Raw genomic sequence first — 6,837 nt, 5'->3', positions numbered from 1 at the left:
CCGGCCCCGCCGCCCCCGTCCGCCACGCCGGCCGCGCCGCCGCCGCCCGCCGGAGGGCCCCCGTCACCACGGCCGCCGTCGTCGCCGGGCCGACCCGCGGCCGGGGCCGGCGCGCGGCTGGCCGCGGAGTACGTGCTGCCCCTGCGCTGGCACGACGACGCGGCCCTCGCCGGGCTGACGGACCACCTCGCCCGCCTGACGCGGTGGCTCGACGTCACGGTCGTCGACGGCTCGCCCCCGGACCGGCACGCCGCGCACGCGGCCGCCTGGGCGCCGCTCGTGGCCGGGGCCGGGCTGCGGCACCTGGTCCCCGAGCCCTGGCCGGGCGGGAACGGCAAGGTCGCGGGGGTGATGACCGGCGTGCGCCACGCCCGCCACGACCGCGTGGTCGTCGGGGACGACGACGTGCGCCATGACCGCGCCACCCTGGCGAGGGTCGTGGACCTCCTCGGCACGGCGGACGCCGTCCGGCCGCAGAACGTCCTCGACCCGCTGCCCTGGCACGTGTGGTGGGACACGGGCCGGACGCTGCTCAACCGCGGCCTCGGGCACGACTTCCCGGGCACGCTCGGGGTCCGGCGCGGCACGCTGCTGGCCGCCGGCGGCTACCGCGGCGACGTGCTGTTCGAGAACCTCGAGCTGCTGCGCACGGTCCGCGCCGCCGGTGGCACGGTCGTGGACGCCGACGACGTGCTCGTCGTCCGACGGCCGCCGACGGCCCGGCACTTCCTGGGGCAGCGTCGCCGCCAGGCGTACGACTCCCTCGCCCAGCCCGGCCGGCTCGCCGCGGAGCTCGCGGTGCTGCCCTCCCTCGTCGCCGCGTCCCGCCTGCCGGGCCGGCGGCGCCCGGCCGCGCTCGGCGGGGCGCTCGCGGCCGTGCTCCTCGTCGCGGAGCGCGGCCGACGGCGTGCGGGTGGCCGGGCAGCCTTCCCGGTGCGCACGACCCTCGCCGCGCCGCTGTGGCTCCTCGAACGGGCGGTCCTGGTGTGGACGGTGCCCCTCGCCCGCCTGCGGGGCGGCGTCCCCTACGCCGGCGGCCGGCTCGTGCACGCCGCCACGCCGCTCCGCCGGCTCCGGGCGGCCGTGCCGCGGGTCGCCCGCGCGGCCACCCGGACCGGGCCTGAGCAGCGGCTGAGCCCTCCGGACCCGGGCGGGGGCGGTCCGGGTGCGGGCCGGGACGACCGGGGCGAGGATCGGGACGAATCGTGCGCCCGCGGTCGAGCAACGGCTCCCGGCGCCCCTGCCGGGAGGCCCTGAGATGACCATGCCGCTGCCCGCCCCGCGCGGTCCGGCGAGCGCCGCGCTGCTCGACCTGCTCACCACCGCCCCGGCCGACGCCGACGTCACGGGGCTCGACCGGGCCGTCGGCGACGCGCTCGTCGCGACGGAGGACGTGCTCCGCGACGAGGACCTGCAGCTCACCCTGCTCTGCCTCTACGAGCTGCACTACGGGGGGCTCACGGGCGTGGACGACGCCTGGGAGTGGTCGCCGGCGCTCCTCGGGGTGCGCGCACGCATCGAGGCCGTGCACGAGGCGGCGCTGCGCGACCGCGTCCCCGTCCCGGAGGTCCCCGACGACGCGGGTGCCGGCGACGTCGCCGAGACGCTCTTCGCGCTCGCCGCGGAGGACACGGGCCCGGGGCTGTCGACCTTCGTGGCCCGTCGCGCGACGCTCGAGCAGGTGCGCGAGCTGCTCGCGCACCGCTCGCTGTACCACCTCAAGGAGGCCGACCCGCACACGTGGGCCATCCCCCGCCTGCAGGGACGGCCCAAGGCGGCGCTCGTCGAGGTGCAGTCCGACGAGTACGGCGGCGGCGACCCGGAGCGGATGCACTCGGCGCTCTTCGCCCGGACGATGCGCGCGCTGGGCCTCGACGACCGGCCCGGCGCCTACCTCGACCACGTGCCCGCGCTCACGCTCGCCTCGCTCAACAGCATGAGCCTGTTCGGGCTGCACCGGCGCCTGCGCGGCGCGGTCGCCGGGCACCTGGCGGCCTTCGAGATGACCTCGTCGGTGCCCAACCGGCTCTACGGCAACGGCTTCCGGCGGCTCGGGTTCGACGAGGACGCCACCCTGTACTTCGACGAGCACGTCGAGGCCGACGCGGTGCACGAGCAGATCGCCGGCCGCGACCTGGCCGGAGCGCTCGCCGCCCAGGAGCCCGAGGTGCGCGACGACGTGCTGTTCGGCGCCGCGGCGTGCCTGGCCCTCGACACCTGGGTGGCGCAGGCGCAGGTCGGCGCCTGGAGCGCGGGCCGGTCCTCGTTGCTCCACCCCCTGCCGGACCTCGTGCCGGCGGCGCTCGCGCTCCCCGACGGCCGCGCGGTGCCCGACGGCACGGCCGTGCCGGCCGGTGCCCCGGTGCGGGTCGGCGCCCCGGTGCCGGCGTGAGCGGTGGCCCGGCGCGCGTCGTCGCCTGCCCCGACGGGCCCCTGCTCGTCCGCGGGGACGTCGAGGTCGTCGACCCCGACGGCCGGCCGGTCGAGCGCCACCGCCGCACGGTCGCGCTGTGCCGCTGCGGCGCGACCGGGATCCCGCCGTGGTGCGACGGGTCGCACAAGGTCGTCGGCTACCGCACGCCGCGCCCGGAGACGCCGCCGGCCCCCTGACGTCCGGCCGTGCGGCGCCGGCCGGCCACGCACGCGCGAGGGCCCGCCCCCCGGGAACGGGGAGCGGGCCCTCGGCGTCGTCGGCCGGGTCAGTGCCGCGAGCGGCGACCTGCCTCGTGCGAGCCGCCCGCGGAGGACTGCTCCTCGGGGCGGTCGGACCCGTCGCCCGGCTGCCCGTCGTGGGCGCCGTGGCGGACGGCCTCCTCGCGGATCTCGCGACCCAGGGCCTCGTCCTCCGCGCGCTTGGCCTCCTTCTTGCGGGCCGTGCGCACGTCGCGGGCGGGCAGCTGGAGCGCGAGCTCGGCCGCGATGCCCCCCTGCAGCGCGCGGCCGCGCTCGATCTCGGCGTCGAGCTCGGCGCCGAAGAGCAGGGCGTTGTTCGTGATCCAGAGCCACAGCAGGAAGACGATGACGCCGGCGAGGGTGCCGTAGGTCTCGTCGTACGAGCCGAAGTTGGACACGTAGAAGCCGAAGGCCAGCGACGCCAGCGCCCAGACGACGATCGCGACGACCGCGCCGATCGACACCCAGCGCACCTTGGGCTGCTTGATGTTCGGGGTCGCGTGGTAGAGCAGCGCGACGACGCCGACGACGAGCGCGAGGACCACGGGCCACTTCGCGACGTTCCAGATCGTCACCGTCACGTCGCTGAGACCGATGGTGCCGCCGACGGCCCGGGCCACGTCCCCGGACAGGACGAGCGCCACCACGACGAGGGCGATCGCGAGGACCGAGACCAGCGTGACGAGGAGCTGCGTCGGGCGGAGCTTCCAGAAGGGCCGGCCCTCCTCGATCTCGTACACGCGGTTCATCGCGCGGCCGAAGGCGCCGACGTAGCCCGACGCGGACCAGAGCGCGGTCGCGAGGCCGAGCACGAGGGCGAGGCCGGCGCCGGGGTTCTGCGTCATCGCGGTGAGGATCGGCTCGACGGTCTCGACGGCGTCGGGCGCGAGGTCCTCCACGACGGTCAGCGAGCTGTTCACCAGCTCCTCGCCGTCGCCGACGAGGCTGAGGACGGAGACGATCGCCAGGAGGGCGGGGGCGAGCGCGAGGACGGCGTAGTAGGTCAGGGCCGCCGCGAGGTCGGTGCACTGGTCGTCGCCGAACTCGCGCATCGTCTTGCGCAGGACGTACTTCCAGGACCGCTTGGACAGGTCGTCGGGCGAGTCCGGCTTGCGCGGGTCGTCGGGGTCGGGCGTCTGCGCCTGGCTCTTCGTGCCGGGGGCGACGGCGTCGTGGGACGTGGTCATGGGGTCCTCCACGGGGACGCGGGCGGCGCGGGCGCCGGAGGTACGCGGGCGGTGCGCGCGGGGTGCGGCGCGTGGTGGCGCCGACGGCCCGGCACGCAGCGCGTGCCGGGCCGTCGGGCGGGTGCCGTCAGTAGGACGACGGGGAGTACGGCGACGCCTGCGCCGGGGGCGCGTCCGTCGTCGAGAGCGGCGAGGTGGTGCCGGAGCCCGACTGCTGCTCGTCCTTCACCGTCTTCGCGGCGTCGGTCGCGCTGCCCTTGACGTCCTGGGCGGCCGAGGTGGCCTCGCCCTTGACGTGCTGGACGGCGTCCGTGGCCTGCTGCTTCACGGACTGCGCGGCGTCCTGCGCCGGGCCCTTGAGCTCGGCGGCGATGTCCTGGCCGACGGACTTCGCGGCGTCCTTGGCCTGCTCGACGAGCGGGGCCGCCTGCTCCTTGGCCTTCGAGGCGACCTGGCGCTCGGCGCTGCTGCTCGGGATGAGCGAGGACAGCAGCCAGCCGGCGCCGAAGGCGATGAGGCCCGCGGCGAGCGGGTTGCCCGTCGCCTGGCCCTTGACCTTCGACCCGAGGGCGGCCGCCTGGTCCTTCGCCTGCGTCGCGGAGCCCTGGACGGACCCGGCGAGCCCGTGGGCCTGGCCGTGGGCCGAGCCGGAGGCGCTGTGCAGCGCGCCGGAGGCCTGGCCCCTGGCGTCGGCCACGTGCTCCGTGACGCTGTCCTTGGCGCCCATGACGGACTCCTGGACGCTGTCCTTCACTCCCATGACCTTCTCCTTCACGGAGTCGACGGCACCGAGCACCTTCTCCTTCTGGCGCTCGGCCACCGCGTGCGGGCTGACCTTGTCGGCGAGCGCGTCCACGTCGGCGCTGAGCTCGCCGCGGGTGCGCTCGATCTCGGCGCGGATCTGGTCCGGGTCGGTGCTCATGCGTTCTTCTCCTCGTGGCCCTTGAGCGCGTTGGGGATCTTCTGCGCGGTCTCCTGCGTGCGCGGCAGGCCCTTGGCCTGCGCCATCTCCTTCTTGCCCCGCAGGGCCAGGACGGCGGCGACGATCCCCCAGAGGACCGCCACGACCACGGCGGACCAGGTGAGGCTGTCGAACAGGTCGCCCAGGCCCCACCACAGCGCGATGGACAGGAACAGCAGGACGAAGTGCCCCGCCACGCCGGCGCCGGCGAACATGCCCGCGCCCTTCCCGGCCTGCTTCGCGGACTCCGTCGCCTCGGCCTTGGCGAGCGCGACCTCCTGCCGCATGAGGGTGGACAGGTCGCGCGTCACCTCCCCGAGGAGCTCGCCGACGCTCGCGTTCCCGCCCTGGCTGCCCTCGGCGGCGCCCGTCGTGTACGGGGTGCTGCCCATGGACGTGCTCACGGCCGGTCCCCCGTCGTGCTCGGCCAGGCGGTCCCGCTGCCGGCCGTCGTGCTCGGGTCCGTGTACGGGTCGGTCGTCGACGGACCGGCCCAGGTGCCCGTCGCGGCACCGGTGGTGCCGGCGACCTCGGGCGAGGTGTAGGGGCTGTCGACGGGGCCCACCTCGGGCACCACGCGACCGCCGTAGCCCAGGTCGTCCGCCGCCAGGCCGGTGGTGCCGCCGACGACGCCGTAGGTGGCGGTCGACGCGTCACCCCGCGGGAGGCCGGAGGCGGGCGTGCTGTCGCTGGTGACGTCCTTGATGCCGCGGGTCAGGCGGCCCAGGAGCAGGCCCGCCGCGCCGGCGGCGACGAGGAACGTCCCGGGGTGCCGCGAGGCGTAGCGGCGCAGGTCGTCGAGCAGCTCGGAGGGCTCGGAGCCCTCGAGGCGCTCGGCGAACGCCGACACGCGCGTGCTGACCTCGCGCACCACGTCCGCGGCCACGCCGCCCTGCTCGGGCGCGTCGGCCATCTGGCCGAGCTGCTCGCCGAACTGGCGGACGGTGCCCGCGACCTTGCCCTGGCCCGTCTTCGTCTGGCTCGTCAGCTGCGTGCGGGCCTCGCCGAGCAGGTTCTTCGCCTGCTCGCCGGCGGCCTGCGCCACGCCGGCGGCCTCGCTCTTCGCCTCCTGGGCGACGGAGCGCCCGGCCTCGGCCGCGCCCTGCGCGACGCCGGAGGCCTGCTCCTTGGCGGTCTGAGCGGTCCCGGACTGCCCACCGGGTCCCGAGCTGCCGTACGTCGTCCCGGTGGAACCGCTGATCCCACCCTCGGCCACGTGTGTCATCTCGTCTCCCTCTCGCTGGGCCGTCGGACCCGCCTCCCCGGTGGGGGGCGGGGACGGCCGAGCCGCCGTCGCGGTGACGGCGTGCTCCGTGCGGTGCCGCGTCTGCTCACGGCTCGGACCCGCAGACTGCGCGGGCGGCGCTCGTGCGCCCTGTGTGTGCGCCGGCCCTGGGGCCGGGACCGGGTCCTGGCGGTGCGCACCGCCGGGGACCCGGGTGGGGCCGTGTCCGCCCCTCTGGTCCCGACGCTAGGCCGACCCTGAGAGGACCGCCACCGGAGACGGACCGGGCCGGGTCCGGACGCGCGGGTCCCACCGGCGCAGGGGACGGCCGCGCGGGTCCGGCGGGCCACCCGGGCGCGTCGCGGGCGCAGGTCCGTCCGGGGGACCCGGGACGGGGACGCTCACGCCCCCGCCGCGCGCGTCGATGCCCCTGGTGCCGGGGATCCGGGACGTGCGCCTCCAGGCGGCGGGCGCGCCGCAGCAGGACGCCACCCGGCGCACCTCGGCGAGCCGCCCGGACCAGGGCGGTGCACCGCGCCGACGTCCGGCACCGCACCGCGGGCAGGGCACGGCAGAGCACGGCAGGGCACGGCACGGCACGGCACGGCAGGGCACGGCAGGGCACGGCACGGCACGGCGAGACGGGGACGGGGCACGACCGACATGGCGGGGCTGACGGCGGAGGGCACGGGGCTGCGGGGCCCCGTCGCGCCCGCCGCCGGCGCCGCACGACGGGGCCCCGCACGGGCCGTCGCCCCCCCGGCCACCGCCGCGGGTGCCGGCCGGGCCCG

At 77.3% G+C, this 6,837-nt stretch carries 7 protein-coding genes; 3 read left to right on the top strand and 4 right to left on the bottom strand.

The genetic code is table 11. The annotated features are described in order from the left end of the window. Positions 1-132 precede the first annotated feature (132 nt). The 3 genes from EJA20_RS17650 to EJA20_RS17640 are packed head-to-tail and all read left to right on the top strand — an operon-like array spanning position 133 to position 2,610. A complete protein-coding gene (locus EJA20_RS17650) occupies positions 133-1,257 on the top strand; it encodes a glycosyltransferase (RefSeq protein WP_240675627.1) in 1,125 nt (374 codons plus the stop codon). A 7-nt stretch (positions 1,258-1,264) separates the two neighbouring features. Continuing rightward, a complete protein-coding gene (locus tag EJA20_RS17645; RefSeq protein WP_129339833.1) occupies positions 1,265-2,392 on the top strand; it encodes an iron-containing redox enzyme family protein in 1,128 nt (375 codons plus the stop codon). Then, positions 2,389-2,610, top strand: a complete 222-nt coding sequence (locus EJA20_RS17640) for a CDGSH iron-sulfur domain-containing protein (RefSeq protein WP_129339830.1) — start codon at positions 2,389-2,391, stop codon at positions 2,608-2,610. The genes EJA20_RS17645 and EJA20_RS17640 overlap by 4 nt, the downstream gene beginning before the upstream one ends. Positions 2,611-2,699: 89 nt before the next feature. On the opposite strand, the gene EJA20_RS17635 is transcribed toward EJA20_RS17640, so the two are convergent. The 4 genes from EJA20_RS17635 to EJA20_RS17620 all read right to left on the bottom strand — a co-directional run bounded on the left by EJA20_RS17635 (position 2,700) and on the right by EJA20_RS17620 (position 6,046). Continuing rightward, on the bottom strand, positions 2,700-3,860 hold the full coding sequence (locus EJA20_RS17635) for a YihY/virulence factor BrkB family protein (protein WP_205687571.1): 1,161 nt from the start codon (positions 3,858-3,860) through the stop codon (positions 2,700-2,702). 127 nt (positions 3,861-3,987) lie between these two features. Then, positions 3,988-4,782 carry a DUF3618 domain-containing protein gene (locus EJA20_RS17630; protein WP_129339829.1) on the bottom strand — a complete coding sequence of 265 codons (795 nt, stop codon included), beginning with the start codon at positions 4,780-4,782 and terminating at the stop codon, positions 3,988-3,990. Beyond that, positions 4,779-5,213 (bottom strand): phage holin family protein, encoded by a 435-nt coding sequence (locus tag EJA20_RS17625; protein ID WP_129339831.1) that lies wholly within the window; start codon positions 5,211-5,213, stop codon positions 4,779-4,781. Before EJA20_RS17625 ends, EJA20_RS17630 begins: the two co-directional genes overlap by 4 nt. 8 nt (positions 5,214-5,221) lie before the next feature. Next, positions 5,222-6,046, bottom strand: coding sequence for a hypothetical protein (locus EJA20_RS17620; RefSeq protein WP_129339828.1), 825 nt, complete (start codon positions 6,044-6,046; stop codon positions 5,222-5,224). Positions 6,047-6,837: the final 791 nt, after the last annotated feature.

Source organism: Cellulomonas endophytica (genome assembly GCF_004123805.1).
Classification (GTDB): Bacteria; Actinomycetota; Actinomycetes; order Actinomycetales; family Cellulomonadaceae; genus Cellulomonas; species Cellulomonas endophytica.
This window is presented reverse-complemented; position numbering and strand designations above follow the sequence as displayed.

Excerpts from the sequence above, each read along its gene's own strand:
- EJA20_RS17645 (WP_129339833.1), top strand. The coding sequence starts at position 1,265 with ATGCCGCTGCCCGCCCCGCGCGGTCCGGCGAGCGCCGCGCTGCTCGAC.
- EJA20_RS17635 (WP_205687571.1), bottom strand. The coding sequence starts at position 3,860 with ATGACCACGTCCCACGACGCCGTCGCCCCCGGCACGAAGAGCCAGGCG.
- EJA20_RS17630 (WP_129339829.1), bottom strand. The coding sequence starts at position 4,782 with ATGAGCACCGACCCGGACCAGATCCGCGCCGAGATCGAGCGCACCCGC.
- EJA20_RS17625 (WP_129339831.1), bottom strand. The coding sequence starts at position 5,213 with ATGGGCAGCACCCCGTACACGACGGGCGCCGCCGAGGGCAGCCAGGGC.
- EJA20_RS17620 (WP_129339828.1), bottom strand. The coding sequence starts at position 6,046 with ATGACACACGTGGCCGAGGGTGGGATCAGCGGTTCCACCGGGACGACG.